Consider the following 19,827-nt stretch of genomic DNA (forward strand, 5'->3'; position numbering starts at 1 on the left):
CAGGAAAAAAGGAGGCTTACAGCTATGGGTGTTACCGGCGGCTCCGCCCTGAAGCGGGGCATTAACAAATCCATTTATTATATCGTATGTATCGTTATTGCAGTTGCCATGTTCCTGCCATTCTATTGGAGCGTACTAACGTCCCTGAAACCGGATGAGGAAATCTTTGCGATGCCGATCCAATGGTTTCCGAAGCATTTGACTTTTGATCATTACCGCAAAGCATTCTCGACCGTGCCATTTGCTTTATTTTTCTGGAATTCGCTTGTTCTTGCCGTATCTGGTGTACTGGCCAATTTATTCTTTGGCTCACTCAGCGGCTACGCTTTTGCGAAGCTGAAATTCAGGCTCAATAAGCCGGTATTCCGGGTGCTCCTGGCTGCGATGATGATCCCCGGCATCGTAACCATGATTCCGACCGTTTATGTGATGCGCCATATTCCATTCGCCGGAGGCAATGATCTTTTCGGCAGTGGCGGCAACGGACTGATGAACTCCTTCTGGGGCATTATTCTGCCGGGCGCATCCGGGACGTTCGCGGTGTTCTTCATGCGGCAATTTTTCCTCACCCTGCCCAGCGACATGCTGGAAATGGCCCGGATTGAGGGCTGTGGTGAATTTAAGATCTTTTGGCGCATTTACCTGCCGCTCACGAAACCTGCACTGGCTACCTTAAGCATCTTTACCTTTCAGGCAGGGTGGAACAGTTTCCTTTGGCCGATGATCGTCTTAAATGATCCGGATAAAGCGACCATTCAAATGGGGCTGCAGGCCTTTTCCTATAACTTTCAGACCGATTACGGGCCGATGATGGCGGGTGCGCTGGTCGCGATTCTGCCGATATTGGTGCTCTTTTTGGCCCTGCAGCGTTATTTTGTTCAGGGCATTGCGTTCAGCGGTATTAAAGGGTAAGCAGCTACTGAAACCAGATCAGATATGAGGAGAGAGAGCCTTATGAAGCAATTGAAAATTGAGCCACGACTGTGGGAGGAACGGGCGGACAAGGCGCAGGAAGCGCTGGATCATTATTTCTGGAACGAAGACTTGGGCATGTACAACATTGAGACGCCTTGCCCGAATGGGGAATGCAACACTATATTTCACTATTGGTGGATGGCTCATGCGGTGGATACGCTGGTGGACGGTCTGCTGCGGACAAGAGACAGACGGTACGAAGAACGTCTCGTCTCGCTGCATGAAGGTCTTCTCCGCCGCAATGGCGGAAGTTGGCCGAATGAGCTCTATGATGATATGGAATGGATGGCACTATCATGGCTACGTGCGTATCAGGCAACGGGGAAGGAGAGCTACAAGCAGACCTCATTAATTCTGTGGCAGGACATCAAGACGGGCTGGAACGAGCATATGGGCGGCGGCATCGCCTGGCAGAAATCGCAGCTTGATTATAAAAACACCCCGGCCAACGCGCCTGCCGCCATCCTGGCTGCCCGGCTGTATCAGGCCTTCGGTGATCCGCAGGATCTAGAATGGGCAGAACGGATTCTAAGCTGGCAAAAGAAACATCTCGTCGACCCGGAAACCGGTTTTGTCTGGGATGGGCTGAACCGTGAGGGGGATGGCACAATCGATAAAAACTGGAAATACACCTACAATCAAGGAGTGTATATAGGCGCCGCAATTGAACTGTACCGGATTACGGATCAAGCCGGCTACCTTGAAGATGCCCGGCAGACCTTCGCCGCAGCCGTTGAAGAGCTAACCGGTCCGCAGCTCAGGGTGTTGCCGGATGAGGGCGGCGGAGATGGCGGTCTGTTCAAGGGCATACTGGTCCGCTATACCGCCGAACTTGTAAAGTCCGATCCTGAGGCCAGAGAAGCTGCATCCTTTCTTCAAAGAAATGCGGAACTGCTTTGGGAGAGAGGGAGGGCGGAGGAAAGTTCGTTGTTTGGAACGGACTGGTGCCACCCGCCCGGCGGCATTGTGCAGCTAAGCTCCCAGCTCAGCGGCATAAAGCTGCTGGAGCGGATCGCTGAACTTGGCACTATTATCGGTGAATAATTAACGCCAGATGGGGATGATTCTATGGACATTTTTGCTGAAGCTTCAGCACAGGCGGACTGGAAGGCGCGTGCGGACTGGCTCCAGCGCTGCCTTCAGCAGCATTATTACAATGAAGAGACCGGTATTATGAATCAGTGGTTTCCCAAAGCGCATATCCGTCCGGACGATAACTTCTATTATTGGTGGCAGGCCCATGTGATGGATGTGCTTGTCGATGCTTATGAACGTACGGGAGATCCCGCAGCTCCCCTGCGTATCCGAGAATTCAGCCGCTGTCTGTGTGCTTATAATGGCGGTACCTTTTCCCATAATTATTATGATGATATGGAGTGGACGGCTCTTGCGCTGCTGCGGGCGTACCAGGCTACCGGGGAAGAAGAATACAAGAATGCTGTGCTGGAGCTGTGGTCTGATATTCAAACCGCGTGGAACAGCCATTTCGGGGGAGGAATGGCCTGGAAGAAGGATCAGCTGGATTATAAGAACACCCCGGCTAATGCACCCGCAGCCATTCTGGCTGCCCGTTTGTACGGATTGTTCCGGGATCCGGAGGATCTGGAATGGGCGGTCCGCATTTACGAATGGAACAAAGCCCATCTGGTGGATCCCGGCTCCGGCTTTGTATGGGACGGAATTAACAGGCTGGGAGACGGCCAGATTGATTATGACTGGGAATTCACTTACTGCCAGGGAGTGTTTCTTGGAGCGGCGCTTGAACTGTACCGTGTTATAGGAGAGCAGCAATATGCAGACGATGCCCTGCGGACAGCCGACACAAGCATACGCCGCCTGTGCCACCCGGTTACACTCATGCTGCCTGATGAAGGCATTGATGACACCGGATTGTTCAAAGGAATTCTGATCCGCTACTGGGTTCAGCTGGAGAAGCAGTTTCCTGGAACACTTCCTATCCGTAAAGTTATCCTGGCGAATGCCCACGCTTTATGGACGAAAGGACTGGACCACGAGCTGGGACTCTGCGGCCCTTCATGGGAGCTTAAGCCTTTACTGCCGGTTCAGCTCAGCGTGCAGCTGAGTGGATTGATGCTGCTTGAAGGTATTGCCGCTTTGGAGAATCAGCGGTATGAGTGAGGCAGAGAATCTCAGGTTATCTAAGATATATTTCTAATCTAACATCTGCTCTAAAGACTGAAAATTCAGATCGGGAACAGCATTAACGGAGAACGTTAGTTCAATAAACCAGCGGCAGTCTAGGACTATATTTTCCAATCGAAGACTGCCGCTGGTTTATTATTGAATTCAGTTAGAGTTTAACTTCTTCGTTCCGGCTTGGATCGCTGTATTTATAGATACCAGGGTTCAGTTCAATCTTTTCATCAAAGGGAATACCTTTGTAGCTATCGATATTAACCCCTGTAGATACCATACCCTTAGGTGTAATTTCAGGTACTATTTCTTTGCCATTAATCCGTACCGTAGTTTGGTTAACACCCTTGAAGCGAGGGGATTCGGAATGGGACTCGACTATCAAATTTTCGCCCTCAATATAATACGTGAATTGAATATCAAATCCATCCACATTAAGTTTGGCGAACTGCTTTTCTTTCTTAGGTTTATTTAGCGTGATCCAATTCTTAGAGGTATCCCGTTTTTCAATGACAGCATCTTTTAATTTAAGTTTCATTGGAACATCAGACCAGTCCTTATACCACTCCGAAGATTCAAATTCAAATAAATGCTGATAGCTTTCGGGATGATCTCCTTTTAAAACCCGATCCCCGGCGATTGTTTTATCCCCTATAACCAGCTGAGCAGTTTTGTAGTGGACAATTCCTTTTTTAAGCGATTCTTCTTCATTGATTAGGATCTGGATAACTAAAGGGGTAATCACCAGCTGATCGAACGTTATGCCTGTCTTTTTTTGGACTTCAGGACTGGTGTGCAATTTCTTAGTGTACATAGCTTCACTTGCCTTTTTTCCATCTGCTTTAAAATCAAACTTCCAACTGCCCGAAATCCGTTTTGCTTCTTCAATGTAACTAAAATGAAGACTGGCATCCTTCCAATCGGGTTCAGTCATATCGAATACCTGTTCAATAAACAAATCCGAACCTTCGCTAGGCATGATGGTAGGAACTGCTTCTTTCACTTGACCACCAGCATTAATTACCAGTTGCGGGGTGCCGCGTCCCAAGTCAGCTGGTGAAGCAGCGACTCTATAGCGGATAATGGTTTGATTTGAAGCTTGTCGAACGGATTCAATATGGAGGGTTGGATACTGTGTAGATCCGGTAACAATCGTATCTCCGGCTTGAGGGTTAGATTCTAAGGGAATATCCCTATTACGGAGAAAAATAAGATTTTGCGCTTCAAATTTGTAGTCTTTTTTATCATCCTTTAAGGTATCAGGGGTTTCGTATACACCAAGGAGTTTCTTGCTTACCGGGTCGTATTCTAAATTGCCGTATACTTTTGCCTCACTACCGGATTCACTTGTCATGGTATTTTTCTCTGTAGCAATTCCAATATATTGGCTTAGGTCGGTTTTAGTATCCAGAGATATGAGCATTTTCATTTTTTCTCCATCCGTTACCACACCGTTCAAGTTCATTGTAACTCCAGAACTGGAAGCTTGGAGATCATACTGCTGGCCGATACCGTTTTTTAATGCATTGGTCACACTACGGCCGCCAATTTCATCCCAATTCATCGTCACACTAGCGTATACAGGAATGGCGACAAGCAAGATGCATGAGAAAACGATACTGATGGGAACAACCTTCGCACGATGTCTAGGAATATTCTGCGAAGGCTGCAGATTTATTTGGCGTTGATATGCTTCTTTTTCTATGGCTGTCCACATTAAATCATAATCCGGCAGGGGAATGTTCTTATCCTTTACATTATACTGATTCATTGCTGCTCATCTCCTTTAGTTGAGTTCCAACCATCTTGCCCTTTAACAGCTTAAGCCCCTTATTTAGTCTGGATTTTGCAGTTCCTTCGGGTATGTCCATCACTTTAGAGATCTCGGGTACAGTCAATTCGTTAATAAAACGAAGGACTACTACCATTCTGATTTTGTCGGGAAGCTTACTATATAAGCCTTGAATTTCTTTTCTAGTTTCCCGGCGATTTAAATGCTCTTCGACAGGGTTGGAGTCCTGAGACCTGGATAGTAAATAATTACGTAATTCTTTCATCACTCCTGTTTTACGCCTTCTGATCAGGCTGTTACACTCATTTGAAGCAATTCGCAAAATCCACGATTTTAAGTTCCTTACCTTTGATCTATCTGCCAAAATCACTTTGACAAATACCTCTTGGCTAATATCCTCAGCATCTGCCTGATTTTTCATCAAATAATAGCAAAAATAATAAACATCTTCTTTATATAGCTCGAAAATTTCCCGGTCAGTCATTCTGCTGCACCCCCTTTTTCTTGTTCTCATCAATAAGACAGATAGAGGCTGGCAATCGTTCATTTTTATGTACACTATAGTTTTGACAGTAGACTCCGAGAATGAGAGAATATAGTTTTGTAGAAGCTATAGATTTCAAAAAAATTTTGGAGGCCTATCAATGAATCAGCGTTTTCGTATCACACGATCAATGCAGGAAAACAATACGGAGCCATCCATCTCTTTGGATGAATGCAAAGATTACTTTGCGGCCAAACCCGACTTTGCGTACTCACAGGTTTTGACCGTAAAAGGCCCGGAAAGCAACATGTCCATTGATGGAGACTTTTTTATGTGGAAGCAGGGGGATGTGGAAATTCCTTTCCGGCTTTACATGGGTGATTTGTATGTAGCTATTTCCAACGAAGCTGTAGTTCCCAAAATGATTGAAATTGCAACGGAACTGCAAGCTGATATAGTTGAAGGGTAAAACACCAATCAAGGAGGCCATTATGCAGCCGATACATCCTCAAGACATCCAAACCGTGATCGACCGCCTCACCGGTCAGGAACTTTACCTGCACCTTGAACTCACGACAGGCGCCTATGCCAGTCATTTGGACAGCAGCCGGCCAACCGCTTCGGCGTTCATCACCAATGCGGCCGTCTCATATACGCACGGCTCCATCTCCGGCACAGGTCCTTACCGGGTCGGATTAAAGACAGCAAACGGCTGGATCTATGCTGAGGGCCTTACGCATGTTGATGAGAATGAGCATGAACGCCTTATCATGGCCGGGCACGACAGTCAAGGAAAGCTAATTGTGTCATTGCAATTAAGCCGGGAAAAGTTCTAATGAAAGCGGAGGATCAAGCAGCCATGAATACTAAACAAGCCAAACATGAGCACATCCTAGTGGTATTTCCCCATCCCGATGACGAAGCATTCGTTGCATCAGGGACATTGGCTATGTACATAGAAGGCGGCGCTCAAGTCACCTATGCTTGTCTGACACTAGGGGAGATGGGCCGCAATATGGGCATCCCGCCGTTCGCGAGCCGTGTCAGCTTGCCAGCAATCCGCAAGGAGGAACTGACAGCGTCTTGCCATGCGATTGGCATTCAAGACTTAAGGATGCTCGGCTTCCATGATAAAATGATTGAGTTCGAAGACCAGCTACTGCTGGACTCCCGCATCCTGTCACTACTCCAGGAATTGACCCCGTCGCTGGTCATCACATTCTATCCAGGGTACAGTGTGCATCCCGATCATGATGCCACCGGGGCCGCCGTCATCCGAACCATCAGCCGGCTCCCCGCGGCAGAACGGCCGCTTGTGTACTGCAGCGCCTTCGCCAGCAATCATGAGATGGTAATCGGGAAAGCAGATGTGACCGTAGACGTGACACCATTCCTTGTTAAGAAAATGGCCTCGATTACGGCGCACCGTTCGCAATTCCAAGCGGCGGAACTCGTCGGGAACCGGGAGCTGAGTGATGAAGAAATCCGCGAACGGTTCGGCACAGAACAGTTCTGGACCTACCGGTTCGATTCATCTCTATGATATAGAAACAGGTTTATGGACAAATCCCCCTGCCTTTAGGCAGGGGGATTTGTCATTTTCCACTTAAATGCTGAACCAACATGCCAACAAACCGGTTAGCCATTTGTTTATCCTGAAGTTCGCTGCTCCAATCGTTCTTGGGAATCAAGCTCATTTTCTGAAGTAAACCCATCATAGACATGAAGATAAAATGAGCGGTCTTCAAAGGCTCAGTATCTGACTTTAACGATCCATCTTTAAATCCAATGTCCAGAGCATCCAATAGGAAATGGCGTTCTTTTTCCCGGTTCACAAAATTATTGTACTGCTCTTTGAGTTCATCACTTGAGTCATAGGCTTCATAATGCAGGTCGAAGAGAAGAATAAACTTGATGTACTCTGGATGTTGCGAAGCATAATCAATCCAAGCCTCCAGCATCGAAGTAAGCATTTGTTTACCATTCATTTCGGCTGAAGCTGCTCCTCCAACAAATTGGGTCATACTCTGGAGGATTTCCATCTGAACCTCAAAGATCAGTTCGTCCATGGATTGAAAATGCTTATAGAATGTAACCCGGCTTACACCGGCCACGAGGCATACATCTTTAATATTAACTTTGAGAAAGCTTTGCTTCATAAAAAGTTCCTTAGCCGCAGCAATTAGTTCTTCCCGGTTTTTGTTTCTCAAATTCTGATGCCAGTTCTCAGTCATAGGCAGCAACCCGTTCTTTATCATTTTTTGGCTTTCGCAAGGTTAAGAAAAGAGCAGATGTAAGGATAAGTGCACCAAAAATATAGGGTATATTCATGTGTTTGTCAAACAACTGCCCCGCTAAAATCGGCCCAAGTATATTTCCTATGCTGGTATACGTTGTATTCAATCCGGCAGCATATCCTTGCCGATCACCAGCTGAGTTGGCAATCAACGTACTTACCGTTGGTCTTAAGAATGCATTAAAGGCAAAAAACAGGGCAGATACTACGATCAGATAACCTAAATTAAACTTGATGATCATCAAGAGCAAGCTTATTGCCGTGATCACCAAAGATAGACGTATAAGTTTCATCTCGCCTAGCCGCTTAATAAGATAATCGAGCAGCCAGATCTGCACAATGATGCCTATAACTGCACCTACCGTAATGATAATTGAGATTTTAGCGGCATCAAAACCGTACTTTTGTTCCACAAATAAGGCATACACCGTTTCATAATTCATCAAACCAAATGTCATGATCAGAATGAGTAGGAGATAGCGGAAATACGAAGTCCGGAATGAATTTAGGATCAGGTTGCGAAGGGGCTCCCGGCGTACCCGTTTACTAACGGATTTCCGTCTTTCCTTGGGAAGTGTCTCTGGCATAAATATACTAAGCAGCGTAGCTGCAAGTCCAAGCCCACCCGCGAAAAAATAGGGGACACGTATGCCGAATTCAGCGATAATCCCCCCTAACCCTGGACCAAGTACCATACCCAAATTCATGGAAGCCCCCAATAATCCCATTCCTTTAGCGCGGGTTTCCTGAGTGGTAATATCAGCGACATAGGCCATATTGGAAGGAACCATTAATCCAATACCTATTCCCCCGATAAATCGGGCAATATACAGAAGCGGCAAAGTCGCAGATACTGCAAACAGCAGATCCGCAATGACCGTTAAAAACAGACCGGATATGATCATTGATTTTCGGCCCCACCGATCCGAAAGCTGCCCGCCTATAGGTGAAAAAATAAACTGTGCGGCTCCAAAAGCAGCAATAAGATACCCGGCTGCAGCCCCTGAGGCATTAAATTGTTTTAAATATTCAGGAAGAATGGGGATGACCATACCTTGTCCCAATAAAGCGATAAACAGATTCAGCATTAGAATGAAAAGTGGAAATCTGGCAGACTTAGGTAAGCTGCTCATATCAAAGCCCTCCTGCGAATGGTTTACACTAAGTAAATAATAACACAATGTAAATCATTCTAATTGAAAAAGAGACCATTGTAAATGATAAATACAACTCTTTTAACGGATTGAATATTAAGAAATTAGAAATTACCATATGACTCTGATGGGTACTTAAGCTATAATGAGTTCTTAAAAAATAGAAAATGGGGCGTTATGAAATGAATCAGTTTAAAGGTGAAAAAAGCCTGCTCTCGGAGAAAAAGGAACGTTTCTCCTCCAGCGGCTTTATTTTCGCGGCTATCGGCAGCTCGGTGGGTCTGGGAAATATGTGGAAATTTCCTTATATTACAGGAGAAAATGGCGGAGCTGCTTTCTTCCTGCTCTTCATCGTCTGTCTGGTGCTGATCGGCTTGCCTGTGCTATTGGCCGAACTCGCCATCGGACGCAGTGGCCGCGGAAGCGCGGCAACGTCGTTCATCCGTGCCGGAGGCGGAAAAGGGTGGAATGCAGCTGGAATACTGCAAGTGATTGCGCCTTTTCTAATCCTCTCCTTTTATATTATTGTTGCAGGTTGGACGCTGCACTATGCAATGATTGCCTTCAATGGACAACTGTTCAGCACGACTGATTATGCAGGTGAATTTGGTTCATTTATCTCAGGGTACTTGCCGATTGTCTGGCAGGGTGTAGCCATCCTGATTACTGCGGGAGTAGTTATCCTGGGGGTATCGGGCGGGATTGAGAAATTTAATAAAGTATTGATTCCCGGCCTGGTTGTACTCCTTATTGTATTGATGATTCGTGCGCTAACCCTGCCGGGTGCAGATAAAGGGGTTTCTTTCTTCCTCAAACCGGACTTCTCGGTACTAACGGCAGAATCCGCACTGGTCGCCTTGGGACATGCCTTCTTCTCGTTATCACTCGGAATGGGGATTCTTTTAACTTACGGTTCATATGTGGATAAAAATCAGTCGCTGGGCACCGCTACACTTGCGATAGGAGCCGGAGATTTGATCTATGCGTTTATCGCCGGATTGATTATTTTCCCGACTACGTTCTCGTTTGGCATTGCGCCTGACCAAGGACCTTCGCTGATATTCATCGCTCTGCCGGCGGCTTTCTCGGCTATGCCGTTAGGTTCGTTCTTCGGCGGTCTGTTCTTCATCCTGCTGGCGATTGCCGCCTTGACCTCAGCTGTATCCCTGCTTGAAGTGCCTGTATCCTTCGCGATGGAGCGCTGGAACTGGAGCCGTCAACGTTCGGTTTGGGTATTGTCTCTGGTCTGTTTTCTGCTCGGTATTCCTTCAGCAATGTCGCTGGGAATGTTCCCTGAACTTACGTTTGGCGGCAAAGCCCTGTTCGACTGGATGGATTTCATCACCTCCAACATTATGCTGCCGCTTGGCGGTCTGCTGATCACCATTTTTGCCGGTTATTTCTGGAAGGGGGCAGCAGAAGCGGCTGGACTACAGGCGCGCTGGTTCCGCATCTGGTTGTTCATGCTCCGGTATATTGCGCCTATTCTGGTATTCCTGGTGTTGCTGCATACCTCGGGAATCCTTAAATTCTAATTCAACAACCTCATTGCAGAATGAACAAAAGAACTCTACAACCCATGTGGTTGTAGAGTTTCTTTGTTTAGAGCATCACCTAAGACTCTTCGAGTTGTCGTGAGTTTCTGTGCCGCCAACTCATACATACCAGGGACATTGCAATGACCGAGAGGATCACACCAAGCAGTCGAAATCCCCCAGCGCTGAACTTACCTCCCATTATGATGCCCAGCAATAAGGAAGAGAGAATGGTTCCCAGATATCTCGATGTCATAAATACGCCGGACGCTACACCGATCATTTCTTTTGGTGAGCTTTTGAACAAGGCCACTTGCATACCGACATTATTTAACCCGTTCCCAACACCGAATGCAGCCAACGACACACATACACTGATAACCGGTGAAGTTGGATTCATGGTCACCATCCATACCGCTCCTAGTGTCATTAGTATTCCGGATGTCAGCAACGCCGGCCCTGGTCCTGATTTATCTATCCATCGTCCGGCTAGTGGAGAAACAATGAGCGAGCACAAGCCTAAGCTTAACATCAGAATCCCTGTATGGGATTCGCTGACATGACGTACCATTTGCAAGTAGGACGGAAGCCCGAAAAAGAGTGAGTAATAAAGTACGTTAACGAGCATGAATTCGATATTAACCCAAGTCATCTCAGGATATTTGGCGAATGTGCGCAAAGGAATAAAGGGTGATGCCGCTTTTAACTCATGGCGTACGAAAGCCCCCAGTGCAAAAAGGCCAATCAGTCCGATAATGACAGGACCCAACGAGACATGGCCAGATGATTTTGCTGACAGTAATCCCACCAGCAAGGCGACCAGACCCACGATAAAGAGCAGAATCCCTGTCGCATCAATCAAATCACACCATTTACGGAACGACATCTGGGATGTAACGGATGTTGGCGGTTCGTCCTTAGGAATCATCCGCCAAGCTAACACAAAGCTCGTAACCACGAACGGAATATTGACGAGAAAGATCGCAGACCAATCCCACCATTGAATCAAGACCCCTCCGATAAAGGGCCCGATAGCTGCCGCACCGGATAGGAAAATGGACATCACGGACAGCGCAGTCGCCTGTTTCTCCGTAATATGAATTCGTACAATGGCCATTCCAACTGCAACCATCATGCTTGTTCCGATGGATTGCACAATGCGGAACACAATGAGCCACCCAAAGGTGGGGGATAGCGGAGCTAATAATGATGCAACGAAGGCTACAACAAGACCGGTTAGAAAGATCTTTCTGCGCCCGAATAGATCACTGGCCTTCCCCATGACAGGTTGAGCGATAGCACTCGCAATATAGAATGAGAAAATGATCCAGGATACCTCTGTAAAATCAAGCTGATATACCTTTTGCAGCCTTGCTATAGCCACGGAAATCATCGAAGAATTTAATGGGTTCAATAGGATCCCCAGACCCACGGAGATCATCAGCCACCTGCTGCGAGCATTCATTTTTGGTCCTCCCCAAGTGTATTGATATTATCGTACTTGAGATTGATTATTTATTCCAACGCCTTTTATGTTATGATTTCATAGACTAGAAGGAATGAGAGGGGTGTGAAATGGAACTTCTTCAACTGCAGTATTTTCTCGTAGTAGCCCGGCTGGAGCATGTGACCGAAGCAGCACGGAGCCTGCACGTTACCCAATCCTCATTAAGCAAAACGATTCAACGTCTGGAAGAAGATCTGGGAGTCCCGCTATTCGACCGGATAGGAAGGAAGCTACGCTTGAATGAGTTCGGAAGCCAATTCCTCCGCAGGGCGGAAAGGGCTTTGTTTGAACTGGAACAGGGAAAGCAGGAGCTGCGTGATTTATCCTCCCCGGAACAAGGCACACTTGAACTTGCGGTGACTGCCGCGAGCACTTTGCCAAATATCCTTCGGGAGTTTCGAAAAAGACGGCCTAATGTCCAATTTCATGTGCAAATGCTGACCACGTATGAAATGGTTAAGCTTCTTCACAGAGGAGAAGTCGATTTCTGCTTGTCCTCGCCTGCCATAGAGGAGGAGGATATTGAATGCCAAATAGTATTCATTGACCCCATTCTTGTAGCGGTTCCCAAAGGGCATCGGCTGGCAGACCGAAACAGCATTTCCTTGATAGAACTAAGTGATGAAGAGTTTATCGGTGTAAAGAGAGGTTATGGTACCCGCGATTTAGTAGAAAATGTATGCAGAACAGTTGGCTTTGAACCTAGATATGTGTATGAGGGGGATGAACCAGCAAGGCTAAGTGCGCTTGTGGAGGCAGAAATCGGCATCGCTTTTATACCAAGCACGGCAAGGAATTCTAGGGAACAGATTCACTATCTCCAAGTGGAAAATCATGACTTGGCGCGTGAGATCGCATTATTGTGGCACAAAAGCCGCTACATTTCGCCGGCTGCTCTGGAATTCCGTGAGGTCGTTGTAAACTATTTTAAGCCACTGACCTGAACATACAGGCGATGGCTTTTTTTAAAATATAAGCATTTATTTGCTTCACGGTATAAATTATCCTTCTATTTCTCGGTAACGGATACCGTCCTTTTGAGGACGGTGAGGCCGTTTCCACTTGTTTGACACAGAAGTGTTTCTCTTCTCTATCGACGCCGCTCAGATGATATGTTATCATGATAAACTGATAACGTGTTAATGAACTAAAGCGCAGCATACAGTGTGTCATTTACTAGGGGGATTAGAGAGATGAAGAGAAAAGGATTATTAATGTTATTCGTAGCTATGGCAATTGCAGTGATCGCAGGCTGCTCCGGTTCAAAAGGTGATGACGGCAAACTGGTGATCGGTATAGATGATAAGTTTGCTCCGATGGGCTTCAGAGATGACAACAATGAAATTGTCGGTTTTGATATTGACTATGCGAAAGCAGCAGCCGGGAAAATGGGCAAAGAGATCACCTTCCAGCCAATTGACTGGTCGGCTAAGGAATCGGAGCTGAATAGCGGACGCATTGATATGATATGGAACGGGTACACCATAACAGACGAGCGTAAAGAGAAGGTGTTGTTTACCAAGCCTTATCTGGAGAACAGCCAGGTTGTAGTCGTGCTGGCGGATTCGGCGCTGTCGAAGCTGAATGATTTGGCCGGAAAAGAAGTCGGACTGCAGAGTCTTTCGTCGGCTGCCGATGCCCTGAATGCCAGTCCAATCAAAGCAGAGATTGACAAGGTATCCGAATTTCCGGACAATGTGCTTGCCCTGACGGACCTGAAGTCGAAACGCCTGGATGGAGTGGTTATTGACGAAGTGGTGGCAAGATATTACATGTCTAAGGAGACCGGCACTTATAAGCTGCTGGATGAATCACTGGCTCCTGAGCAATACGGCATTGGGATTAAGAAAGGCAATGAAGCACTGCTTACTGAGCTGCAAAAGGCTCTGGATGAACTAAGCAGTGATGGAACGGCTGCTGAAATTTCAACGAAGTGGTTTGGCGAGAACAAAGTACTGAACTAGATTGTTTCCTTTAGGAGTCGGTTGAAGATATGAATATAGATTACATTATAAAAATTGCCGGGCCGATGCTTGAAGGTGCACGGACGACCGCCTTGCTGTTTCTGATTGTCATCGTGCTGTCCATTCCGCTAGGGATGCTGGTCACACTGCTGGCCAAGAGCTCAATTAAACCGCTAGCTTGGCTTGCGCACACTTATATTTACGTCATGCGCGGAACTCCGCTACTGCTGCAGCTGCTATTCTTCTGCTTCGGCTTGCCGCAGATTCCGGTCATTGGGGAATATCTGGTCATGGACCGCTTCGTTGCGGCCAGTCTTGGCTTCATCCTTAATTATGGTGCTTATTTTGCCGAGATCTTCCGTGGCGGGATGCTCTCGATTGATAAAGGACAACATGAGGCGGCTAAGGTTCTCGGGCTCAGCAAATGGCAGACCCTGCGCAAGGTAATTCTTGCCCAGATGTTCCGGGTTGCATTACCAGCGGTAGCCAATGAGTCCATTACTCTGGTCAAGGACACTGCGTTGCTCTATGCCGTAGCTGTACCAGAGCTGCTGAATTACGCGAAGACGGCGGTGAACCGCGATTTTACGGTGACCCCATTTGTAGTTGCCGGCGTTATTTATTTGCTGATGACATTAATACTAACGCTGTTCTTCAAGGCACTGGAGAAACGTTTCAAATTTGAGTAGAAGGGCTGTCCAATTATGAGTAGTATGATTGAAGTTAAGCAATTGCAGAAATCTTTCGGCAGTCTCGATGTGCTGAAGAAGATTACCTTTGATGTGAAACCGGGAGAAGTCGTGGCAGTGATCGGTCCTTCCGGTTCCGGAAAAAGTACGATGCTGCGCAGTCTTGTTCATCTGGAGGAGGTTACCGGCGGAAGTATCCTTATCCATGGCAAACCGTTGGTAGAGAACGGCAAATACGCCAGCAATGCAGATATAAGGGAGATTACCGCGACCATGGGCATGGTGTTTCAGCACTTTAATCTGTTCCCCCACCTTAGCGTACGGGGGAATCTGGAGCTTGCTCCACGAACGCTGAAGCGGGAGGGCACTCAGGATATTGCCGCCAAAAGTAAGGAATTACTCTCCAAAGTAGGCCTTGCCGATAAAGCGGAGGTGTACCCTTCCATGCTGTCAGGTGGACAGAAGCAGCGGGTAGCTATCGCCAGAGCGCTGATGCTGAACCCGGATATCCTGTTGTTTGACGAGCCGACTTCGGCACTTGATCCCGAGCTGACCGGCGAGGTGCTGCGTGTCATCCGCCAGCTTGCGGACGAGAACATGACGATGATTATCGTCACGCATGAGATGAACTTTGCCCGCGATGTGGCAGACCGTGTATTCTTCATGGATAACGGGGAAATTGCCGAATCGGGAACACCGGAGCAAATCTTTGGCAGCCCGCAGCTGGAGCGGACCCGGACGTTTTTGAATCAGGATTAACAAGAGAGTATCAAATATGAAAACAAACTAACACGTATGAATAAACGCAATATACAGCATCCTATTACTGTAGTATACATGATGCATTTCCAGAGGAGGCTACCCGAGATGAGCCAGCAGAAGCAAAGAAAAGAAGCTGGGTGGAAATCCCGAAAGCAGGACCAGCACCCCCATGGTAAAATCAAGTCGCTGAAAGAGCTTTCCAGCGAGTATGATGCGGAACATACTACGTCATAACCTAGCACTAGGCGGTAGGCTGCTGATTCCCATCGGCAGCCTATTCGGACCGCCCGCTGATCTGGAACATTTGCCAGAATACATAGTTCCAGACTGGCTATTTTCTTCCTTTGCCTGGCATTGGAATATGCCTAATGGACTCAATGGGGTGGTACAGCAGCATCCATGGACCTGAGTAACGCATTACGTCCTTGATTTTTTGACGGTAATCTTGTTTGTAACAATGGATAGGGCATTTTGCGCAAGCCGTTTTATCCTCACCGAAGCGACAGAGCGATAGTCTGTTCCTCGCATATACATTTAACTCCTGACATTCCTCGCAGAAGGCTGTATGATGATGTTTTTTCCTGCAATAGATATGAATCATTTTTGATACCAATTCTTGTTCTCTTCGAATTCTAGGCCCCTCATTTAATTGCCTTTTCACTTCTCTTGTCATGTGCGAATAGTTCCTTTCAGTGTTATAAGAATACATTAACTCTATTTATTAATGAAAACGGGTATTACTCTTTACATTTTCAAGGCATTTGCAAGGCCAACATGCCCCCGTCCTACTCAGGACAGGTGCTCAAGCAGGAAGTTAGAGAGAACGTGAGTGGCATGGAAAAAACGGGCTAAAGGTATATGATCATTACGGCATCAAACGAACGGACACCAAACCGGCTCCTGCAGAGGAGTTCAAGGTGAAACTTCAAGGGACCAAGGCTACATTAACCTGGAAAACGCCTTTCACCAGTAAGGAAAAGGTAAGGGGATTCCGTATTTATGAAAAGGATGATAAAATCAGCAAGTATTGGAGCCTTTATGTGCCGGTAAAGCCGGGAACGACGCAATATAGCACCGTTATCGAGCATTTAAATCCAGAGCTCCAATTGCATTTATTTTGTTTGTTCATACTCCGTTCATATTGCCGTTACAAGGAGTACATGTTTGTCATGTAAACTTTGCAATATCGGCCCGCTTAAGGCAGTCCAATACACAGATAAGGACAGGAGAAGATGAGTGTGAAACGACAAGAAGAGGGTACAAAAAAAAGGATGCGCAAACCACTTCGCATAATCCTTAAATCTATAGGAGCTTTAGCAGGATTAATGGTACTTTTTCTAGCCATTGTTTTTATTGTTAATCTGGTTTGCAACAAGGTGGAGCAGGGTAAAATAGAACCCTATGGCCAGTTAGTTTCTGTAGACGGAAAACATATGAATGTGCTGATCCAAGGGGAAGGCGAAGAAACAGTCGTGCTCCTGCCGGGTTTTGGAACAGCATCTCCAGCACTTGATTTTAAGATGCTGGTAGATGAACTATCTCCGTTCTACAAAGTTGTCGTGGTTGAGCCGTTCGGCTATGGATTAAGTGATGAAACCGATAAGGAGCGGACCGCAGACAATATGGTCACTGAAGTCCATGAAGCTTTGCAGCAGCTCAATATTGACCGCTTCACGCTAATGGGCCATTCCATTGCAGGTATTTACGGATTGAATTATGTTAACAAATATCCAAACGAAGTAAATGCATTTATCGGAATCGACAGCAGTGTGCCAACCCAAGGCGGAATGAATGATGGATTCCCATTAAAAACGTTTGAATTCCTCAATAAATCAGGTCTCTTAAGATTGATCAAAAAAGTAGGGAATGACCCCTATGCTTCGTTAGCATTTGATGCTCACACCGTAGAGCAATCGAAAATGATTGCAAATAAAAATAATAATAATGACACTACCTTAAATGAAATGAAAAATATTTCTTCTAATTTCAAAGCGGCTCAACAGTTGAAATTCCCAAAAAATCTTCCCGTTCTATTGTTTATCCAAGCGGATAATAAATCTGTTGAAGGCTGGATACCACTGCATGAAGCGCAGGCTAAAGATTCTGTACGTGGAAAAGTCATAAAATTTGAAGCAGATCATTATTTGCACCACACCAAATCCAAAGAAATCGTTGAAGACTTCAGGGAGTTCATGGAGCAAGCAAGCTGAGACAAGTAGGGGAAGCGGACATTTAGCGTAACTGCAAACCGGGATCACAAAATAATAACGGTCTTAAGTAAAGCTTCCCGCCGCAAGACGGGAAGCTTTTTAATTTGCCCATCAGCTAACCTAGGTAATCCCGATAAAACCTTCTGGGCAAATGAGCAGATATTTGGTGCATATAAAAAAATAAAATACCCTATTGAAACGTTTCCAAAATGGTGATAGAATAAATCCAACAAATGAATGAAACGTTTCATTTAATAAATGAAACGTTTCCAAATAGAAAGGCAGGTGCAACATGGCTAGTATTAAGGAGGTTGCTGATATTGCCGGCGTTGCAGTTGGGACCGTTTCCAGAGTCATTAACAACCACCCTTCAGTCAAACAGGAGACTCGCGAGAAGGTACTAGCTGCGATCAAAGAAATAAATTATGTACCGAATGAGGTGGCACGAAATTTTAAGATGCAGAAGTCAATGATGATTGCACTTTTGCTTCCTACAATAAGGCATCCCTTCTTTTCCGAGCTTGCCTACTATATTGAAGATGAATTGGATCGTCATGACTACAAATTGATTCTATGCAACAGCAAGGGCAAGCCCGAAAAAGAAATATATTATTTTGATATCCTGAACCAGAATAAGGTCGCAGGGATCGTAGCCATCACTTACAACGATATCGAACATAGTGTTGTGAAAGACATCCCGCTGGTTTCAATAGACCGCCATTTCAAAGATGAGATTTCCTGTGTCACCTCGGATAACTATAACGGCGGGCGTATCGCGTTACAAGAGTTACACAAGGCAGGGGTACGGCATCCGGCCTACCTGGGTTATATCGCGACGTCGATCCGGGGCGAAGTGGATCTGAGAAAAGTCGGTTTTATGGATGCTGCCAAGGAGTTGGGGCTGCCCCAAGCCGATTATGAAATTCCTGATCTCGACGAGGATCTATTGAACCCCCATCTTGATCAGATCTTAACGGCTGCACAATATAAAGAAGTTGACGGGGTGTTTGTGAATGGTGACATGCTGGCGGCTCGATATATTAAGCGGGCACGAGAACACGGAATCCATGTTCCGGAAGACGTGAAGGTAGTAGGTTATGACGGAATTCAGAAAGATGATTTGTTTTATCCTTTCTTATCCACCATTGTACAACCTGTTGAAGAAATGGCCCGGACGGCAGTACGTCTACTAATCCAAAAAGTAGACGGTGTGGAGCTTCATAAAGATCTCTACCGTCTACCGGTAACATTCAGAAAAGGCGGGACCACTTAAGGTAGCAACATTCGCTATAGAACTTTGTTCTTATAGCGAATGCAACAATATTTGTAAGTGCTTTATATGTTAAATATGCATAAAGGAGGAAACTTAGTGGTGGGGTCTAAACTGAAAAATATGCCATTAAGGCTAAAGAAAAATTCAGAAATCAAGCATTATTGGTTCATGCTCATTCCGGCTTTGGTTTGGTTGATCATGTTTCAAATCGTTCCTATGTTCGGTGTTGTAATGGCTTTCCAGGATTATAATCCGGGTGCCGGCTTTCTTCATTCAGAATTTGTTGGATTAGAGAATTTTCGGTACATGCTTGAGTTAGACGATGTGCGTCAGGCCTTAATCAATACGCTTATCATAGCACTGGGGAAAATTTCAGGGAATTTGCTCATTCCTCTCATTTTCGCTCTTATGCTTAATGAACTTCGCCAAAAATACATGGTTAAGTTCGTTCAAACTAGCGTCTATTTGCCGCACTTCTTATCATGGGTTATCTTGTCAGGGATCATGATTCAAATCTTTGGCTTCAACGGCCCGTTCAACCGGGTATTGGAAATGTTCGGATTTGAACCCGTTCAATTTTTCCAACAGGCTGGTTTGTTCAGAGGATTTATTATCGGTTCGGATGTGTGGAAAAACTTCGGCTACAACTCCATCATTTATTTGGCTGCCTTAGCGGGCATTGACGGTACTCTCTATGAAGCGGCAGGTATTGATGGGGCAAGCCGCTGGAGAAAATTATGGCATATTACTTTACCGGGAATCCGCACAACCGTTGTTCTATTAGCCATTTTGTCACTCGGCAGCGTTCTCGATGCTGGTTTCGACCAAGTGTTCAACTTATATAATCCGTTGGTGTACAGCACGGGTGATATTATCGACACTTATGTTTATCGCGCCGGTTTACAAGATTTGGACTTCAGCTTGGGTACAGCGGTCGGATTATTGAAATCGGTCGTCAGCTTTATTCTTATTATTAACGGTTACTTGTTAGCCAAGAAGCTTTTAGGGTATCGGATATTCTAATTTAGGAGG

21 protein-coding genes are annotated in these 19,827 nt (G+C 46.1%); 15 read left to right on the top strand and 6 right to left on the bottom strand.

Annotated elements, in window-relative coordinates; translation table 11 throughout:
• Positions 1–24: 24 nt before the first annotated feature.
• The 3 genes from MHI45_RS00875 to MHI45_RS00885 are packed head-to-tail and all read left to right on the top strand — an operon-like array spanning position 25 to position 3,114.
• Entirely contained in the window at positions 25–912 is an 888-nt protein-coding gene (locus tag MHI45_RS00875; protein WP_038592017.1) for a carbohydrate ABC transporter permease, read from the top strand.
• Between the two features lie 42 nt (positions 913–954).
• Complete coding sequence (locus MHI45_RS00880; RefSeq protein ID WP_256718208.1) at positions 955–2,019, top strand: glycoside hydrolase family 76 protein; 1,065 nt, start codon at positions 955–957, stop codon at positions 2,017–2,019.
• 24 nt (positions 2,020–2,043) lie between these two features.
• On the top strand, positions 2,044–3,114 hold the full coding sequence (locus MHI45_RS00885; RefSeq protein WP_256718207.1) for a glycoside hydrolase family 76 protein: 1,071 nt from the start codon (positions 2,044–2,046) through the stop codon (positions 3,112–3,114).
• A 172-nt stretch (positions 3,115–3,286) separates the two neighbouring features.
• Here MHI45_RS00885 and MHI45_RS00890 read toward each other — a convergent pair whose 3' ends face one another.
• Together MHI45_RS00890 and MHI45_RS00895 are read right to left on the bottom strand one after the other, a co-directional pair.
• Positions 3,287–4,900 carry a DUF4179 domain-containing protein gene (locus tag MHI45_RS00890; RefSeq protein WP_076112898.1) on the bottom strand — a complete coding sequence of 538 codons (1,614 nt, stop codon included), beginning with the start codon at positions 4,898–4,900 and terminating at the stop codon, positions 3,287–3,289.
• Positions 4,887–5,405, bottom strand: coding sequence for an RNA polymerase sigma factor (locus tag MHI45_RS00895; RefSeq protein ID WP_076112897.1), 519 nt, complete (start codon positions 5,403–5,405; stop codon positions 4,887–4,889). Before MHI45_RS00895 ends, MHI45_RS00890 begins: the two co-directional genes overlap by 14 nt.
• 160 nt (positions 5,406–5,565) lie before the next feature.
• Here MHI45_RS00895 and MHI45_RS00900 point away from each other — a divergent pair, with 160 nt between their 5' ends.
• From MHI45_RS00900 to bshB2, 3 genes are read left to right on the top strand one after another with little or no spacing between them, the layout of a single operon-like run.
• On the top strand, positions 5,566–5,874 hold the full coding sequence (locus MHI45_RS00900; RefSeq protein ID WP_076112896.1) for a hypothetical protein: 309 nt from the start codon (positions 5,566–5,568) through the stop codon (positions 5,872–5,874).
• Between the two features lie 22 nt (positions 5,875–5,896).
• Positions 5,897–6,241, top strand: coding sequence for a YojF family protein (locus MHI45_RS00905; protein ID WP_076112895.1), 345 nt, complete (start codon positions 5,897–5,899; stop codon positions 6,239–6,241).
• A gap of 23 nt (positions 6,242–6,264) precedes the next feature.
• Positions 6,265–6,948 carry a bacillithiol biosynthesis deacetylase BshB2 gene (gene bshB2, locus MHI45_RS00910; protein ID WP_076112922.1) on the top strand — a complete coding sequence of 228 codons (684 nt, stop codon included), beginning with the start codon at positions 6,265–6,267 and terminating at the stop codon, positions 6,946–6,948.
• Positions 6,949–7,000: 52 nt separating this feature from the next.
• Here the strand turns inward: bshB2 and MHI45_RS00915 are convergent, their stop codons facing one another.
• Both MHI45_RS00915 and MHI45_RS00920 read right to left on the bottom strand, forming a co-directional pair.
• A complete protein-coding gene (locus MHI45_RS00915; RefSeq protein ID WP_038592040.1) occupies positions 7,001–7,639 on the bottom strand; it encodes a TetR/AcrR family transcriptional regulator in 639 nt (212 codons plus the stop codon).
• Positions 7,632–8,834, bottom strand: coding sequence for an MFS transporter (locus MHI45_RS00920; RefSeq protein ID WP_076112894.1), 1,203 nt, complete (start codon positions 8,832–8,834; stop codon positions 7,632–7,634). Before MHI45_RS00920 ends, MHI45_RS00915 begins: the two co-directional genes overlap by 8 nt.
• A 203-nt stretch (positions 8,835–9,037) precedes the next feature.
• Between MHI45_RS00920 and MHI45_RS00925 the strand changes: the two genes are divergently transcribed.
• Positions 9,038–10,390 (top strand): sodium-dependent transporter, encoded by a 1,353-nt coding sequence (locus tag MHI45_RS00925; RefSeq protein ID WP_076112893.1) that lies wholly within the window; start codon positions 9,038–9,040, stop codon positions 10,388–10,390.
• A gap of 79 nt (positions 10,391–10,469) precedes the next feature.
• Here the strand turns inward: MHI45_RS00925 and MHI45_RS00930 are convergent, their stop codons facing one another.
• A complete protein-coding gene (locus MHI45_RS00930; RefSeq protein ID WP_076112892.1) occupies positions 10,470–11,855 on the bottom strand; it encodes an MFS transporter in 1,386 nt (461 codons plus the stop codon).
• A gap of 110 nt (positions 11,856–11,965) precedes the next feature.
• Here MHI45_RS00930 and MHI45_RS00935 point away from each other — a divergent pair, with 110 nt between their 5' ends.
• From MHI45_RS00935 to MHI45_RS00955, 5 genes are all read left to right on the top strand, one after another.
• Complete coding sequence (locus MHI45_RS00935; protein ID WP_341118822.1) at positions 11,966–12,841, top strand: LysR family transcriptional regulator; 876 nt, start codon at positions 11,966–11,968, stop codon at positions 12,839–12,841.
• A 249-nt stretch (positions 12,842–13,090) separates the two neighbouring features.
• Positions 13,091–13,861, top strand: a complete 771-nt coding sequence (locus MHI45_RS00940) for an amino acid ABC transporter substrate-binding protein (protein WP_076112890.1) — start codon at positions 13,091–13,093, stop codon at positions 13,859–13,861.
• A gap of 29 nt (positions 13,862–13,890) precedes the next feature.
• A complete protein-coding gene (locus MHI45_RS00945; RefSeq protein ID WP_076112889.1) occupies positions 13,891–14,550 on the top strand; it encodes an amino acid ABC transporter permease in 660 nt (219 codons plus the stop codon).
• A gap of 15 nt (positions 14,551–14,565) precedes the next feature.
• The gene (locus MHI45_RS00950; RefSeq protein WP_038592061.1) at positions 14,566–15,309 is read left to right on the top strand and encodes an amino acid ABC transporter ATP-binding protein; all 744 of its coding nucleotides are present in this window, start codon (positions 14,566–14,568) and stop codon (positions 15,307–15,309) included.
• 108 nt (positions 15,310–15,417) lie between these two features.
• Positions 15,418–15,546 (top strand): DUF6254 family protein, encoded by a 129-nt coding sequence (locus MHI45_RS00955; RefSeq protein ID WP_231578275.1) that lies wholly within the window; start codon positions 15,418–15,420, stop codon positions 15,544–15,546.
• A gap of 97 nt (positions 15,547–15,643) precedes the next feature.
• Here MHI45_RS00955 and MHI45_RS00960 read toward each other — a convergent pair whose 3' ends face one another.
• Positions 15,644–16,021 carry a nitrous oxide-stimulated promoter family protein gene (locus tag MHI45_RS00960; RefSeq protein WP_445667496.1) on the bottom strand — a complete coding sequence of 126 codons (378 nt, stop codon included), beginning with the start codon at positions 16,019–16,021 and terminating at the stop codon, positions 15,644–15,646.
• Between the two features lie 523 nt (positions 16,022–16,544).
• On the opposite strand from MHI45_RS00960, the gene MHI45_RS00965 reads away from it, so the two are divergent.
• The 3 genes from MHI45_RS00965 (at position 16,545) to MHI45_RS00975 (ending at position 19,818) form a co-directional block, all read left to right on the top strand.
• Positions 16,545–17,522: an alpha/beta hydrolase gene (locus tag MHI45_RS00965; protein WP_144024421.1), complete on the top strand. Its 978-nt coding sequence runs from the start codon at positions 16,545–16,547 to the stop codon at positions 17,520–17,522.
• A 292-nt stretch (positions 17,523–17,814) separates the two neighbouring features.
• Positions 17,815–18,795: a LacI family DNA-binding transcriptional regulator gene (locus MHI45_RS00970; protein ID WP_076112885.1), complete on the top strand. Its 981-nt coding sequence runs from the start codon at positions 17,815–17,817 to the stop codon at positions 18,793–18,795.
• Between the two features lie 120 nt (positions 18,796–18,915).
• The gene (locus MHI45_RS00975) at positions 18,916–19,818 is read left to right on the top strand and encodes an ABC transporter permease (RefSeq protein WP_076112921.1); all 903 of its coding nucleotides are present in this window, start codon (positions 18,916–18,918) and stop codon (positions 19,816–19,818) included.
• Positions 19,819–19,827 lie beyond the last annotated feature (9 nt).

The sequence above is a fragment of the Paenibacillus sp. FSL H3-0321 genome (assembly GCF_038002865.1).
In the GTDB taxonomy this organism is placed as follows: domain Bacteria; phylum Bacillota; class Bacilli; order Paenibacillales; family Paenibacillaceae; genus Paenibacillus_AQ.